The organism is Streptomyces sp. S6 (genome assembly GCF_054880855.1).
In genome coordinates this window covers 1-2,982 of record NZ_JBTYMC010000505.1, presented here as the reverse complement: position 1 = coordinate 2,982, position 2,982 = coordinate 1, and the positions used below count along the sequence as shown (strand labels likewise).

Annotated in this window: 2 protein-coding genes and 1 pseudogene; all 3 read left to right on the top strand. The window is 71.3% G+C overall.

Annotated features, from left to right (window positions below):
- A pseudogene (locus ACVNF4_RS34410) lies at nucleotides 1–167 on the top strand (IS5/IS1182 family transposase); the annotation flags it as partial.
- A gap of 215 nt (nucleotides 168–382) precedes the next feature.
- Entirely contained in the window at nucleotides 383–2,293 is a 1,911-nt protein-coding gene (locus ACVNF4_RS34405) for a phosphatase PAP2 family protein (protein WP_461806794.1), read from the top strand.
- Between the two features lie 75 nt (nucleotides 2,294–2,368).
- On the top strand, nucleotides 2,369–2,982 hold a 614-nt coding region (locus tag ACVNF4_RS34400; protein WP_461806793.1), incomplete at its 3' end, for a phospholipid carrier-dependent glycosyltransferase.

Here is a 2,982-nt window from a genome sequence, read left to right as displayed (position 1 = left end):
GGATGAACGGCTTCGGCAAGCTGCGGCGCTGCACCGAGAAACGCAGCCGCGTCGTGGACTTCTACCTCTACCTGGCCGCCGCAATCGTCACGCTGCGTATGCTCATCCGCCACGCGACACCGCGCTACCGCTGGAACGATCGCCCCACCACCAAACGCCTGAAGTGACGCCTACTGCCGGACTCTCTTATATATGTGTTCGCCGTGAGAAGACTGCCGGACCCTCCCGTTCACCTGCGGGACATGGTCCGGTAGCCGTTTTCACCCGAAACAGTCACGACTCCGCCGTAGATCTTCGTACGCGTCACCCGGCTCAGTCGACGGCAGTTGCCTCCGAGCCGCGCCGATCGCACGATCTCCGTCACTTCCAGAGAGGCACACGCATGTCGTCCCCCGCCGCAGTGAACAGAAGGCGCTTCCTCAAGACGTCCGTGGGCGGCTCGGCCGCGCTGGTGGCCGCGCCGACGCTGGTGTCGTGGCTCGGCGCCGCCGACGCCAAGGCCGCGACCTCCGCGGCGACCGCCGTGGCGAAGGCCTTCGTCGACGACTACAAGACGAACGTCCCCGGGAACCTCACGCCCGAGACGAACGCCGTGGTGCGCGTCCTCGGCGGGATGACCAAGGTCTGGAAGACGGGCACCGCCTGGAACACCGGCACCCCGATCGACCGCGAGCTGCTGCGCGCCAACGTGCGGTACTCGATCCAGCTCACCACCAAGCGCACCGAGGCGCAGGCCCGTGAGGCGTTCGTCTACGACCGCCAGCACCAGAGCTACGCGGCGAGCGGCGGCCTCGGCCCGCTGACCGCGCTCTACCGCACCGGCGCCAAGGCGGTCACCTCGATCACCGCCGCCCCGGCCACCACCCCGCCGGCGAAGATCGACGACGCCGTCCCCGCCGACGCGCCCGCCGGCTCCACGCTCGGCGCCGGCAACCACGACTCGGACCTCGGCCTGGTCGCCACGCTCGTCGACACCCTGCGCGGCACGTACGCGTCCGGCAACCACGGCAAGGCCGCCTACCAGTACCCGCGGCCGTGGCGGATGAACGAGGACAGCCAGGTCGTCGACACCGGGAAGACCGACGAACTCGGGTACCCCGTCTACGACTCGAAGGTCGTCGTCGTCAAGCAGCTCCTGCGCCAGCGCAGCACCAAGCCCGAGGAGGACGGCGGCTACCCCAGCGGTCACACCAACGCCTTCCACCTGGCGGCGCTCGCGTACGCGTACGCCGTGCCGGAGCGGTTCCAGGAGATCGTGACCCGCGCCTTCGAGCTGAGCCACACCCGGATCATGGCCGGCATGCACTCTACAGTCGACGTGGTCGGCGGCCGGATCATGGCCACCGCGCTCGCCGCGGCCACCCTCGCCGACCCGGACAACGCGCAGCTGAAGGCCGCCGCGCGCGCCCAGGCGCTGGCGTACTTCACGAAGAAGACCGGCACCACCGCCGACACCCTCTTCGCGTACGCGCACTCGGACGCCCACGACAAGTACGCCGACCGCGCGGCCAACGCCCGCCTGGTCGAGCCGAAGCTGACGTACGTCCAGACCCGCAAGGGCCGCAGTGTCCCGCTGACCGTCCCGAAGGGCGCCGAGGTCCTCCTGGAGACCCGCCAGCCCTACCTGACGGCCGAGCAGCGCCGCGCGGTGCTGCGCTCGACGGCGGTGGACTCGGGGTACGTCCTGCTGGACGGCTTCGAGCAGTGGGGCCGCATCAACCTGTTCGCGGCGGCGGACGGCTACGGCGCGTTCGAGTCGAACGTCACGGTCACCCTGGACGCGGCGAAGCACGGCTTCCACGCGGCGGACGCCTGGCGCAACGACATCGACGGCCACGGCGGCCTCACCAAGAAGGGCTCCGGCACCCTCACCCTCACCGGCCACAACACCTACCACGGCGGCACGGTCGTCAAGGAGGGCAAGCTCGTCGCCGGGCACGCGAACGCGCTCGGCCAGGGCGACGTCACCCTCTCGGGCGGCACGCTCGGCGCCGCGCTGCCGCTGCGGGTGCGGGGTGCCTGGGCGCAGGGCGCCGCGACGCTCGACGTGACCGTCCACAAGGGCCACGGCACGCACGTCACCGTCTCGGGCCGCGCCCACCTCGGCAAGGGCGCCAAGCTGGTGCTGCGCCTCGACCCGAAGCACCTGCCGGCCGCCGGGACGGTCGTCCACGTCCTGCACGCCAAGCAGTTGCGCGGGCAGTTCGACAAGGTGGAGCTGAACTCGGCCCACCTGCGGGCCGTACCCCACTACACGGCGGAGGGTCTGTCGGTACGACTCGTGCGGCGGTGACGTCCGGCGGGGCGGGGAGCGGGCTGGCTTGGGCCGGGGCCGCTTCCCGCCCCGCGCGGTCACCGAGGGCGGAAGATGACGAGCACAGCACTGCGAACGTCGGCCCGCCGGTGGTGGGGGCCTCTCCTCGTCCTTCTGTTACTCGGACAGATGGCCGCCGTCATGGTGACGACGGCCGTCGAGCAGACGCCGACGATCGACGAGCCCGTGTACGTCGCGACGGCCGCCGACTACCTCCACGCCCACGAGGTCCGCTACAACCCCGAGCATCCGCCGCTGGGCAAGCTGGTCGTGGCCGTCGGGGTGGCCCTCGCCGATCCGCACGTCGATCCTCGATTCGCCGGTGACCAGGGCGAGTTGGGCCGCCACCTGCTCTACGGGTCCGGCAACGATCCGTGGGACGTGATGCTGTGGGCGCGGCTGCCCGTCATCGCGCTGACGCTGCTGTTCGGGCTGGTCGTCTTCTTCTTCGCGCGGGACGTCGCCGGACGGGCCGGCGCGTTCGTCGCGCTCACGCTGTTCGCGTTCTCGCCGGACGTGATCGCGCACGGTTCGCTGGCGACGCTGGACGTCCCGGCGGCCGGGTTCCTGCTGACGTCGGCGTGGCTGCTGTGGCGGGCGGACCGGCGTCCCGGGCTGTACCTCCCGCACGCCGGGCTCGCGCTGGGCGCCGCGCTGGCCACCAAGAT

Coding starts and splice junctions, on each gene's coding strand:
- ACVNF4_RS34405 (WP_461806794.1), top strand. CDS start 383: ATGTCGTCCCCCGCCGCAGTGAACAGAAGGCGCTTCCTCAAGACGTCC.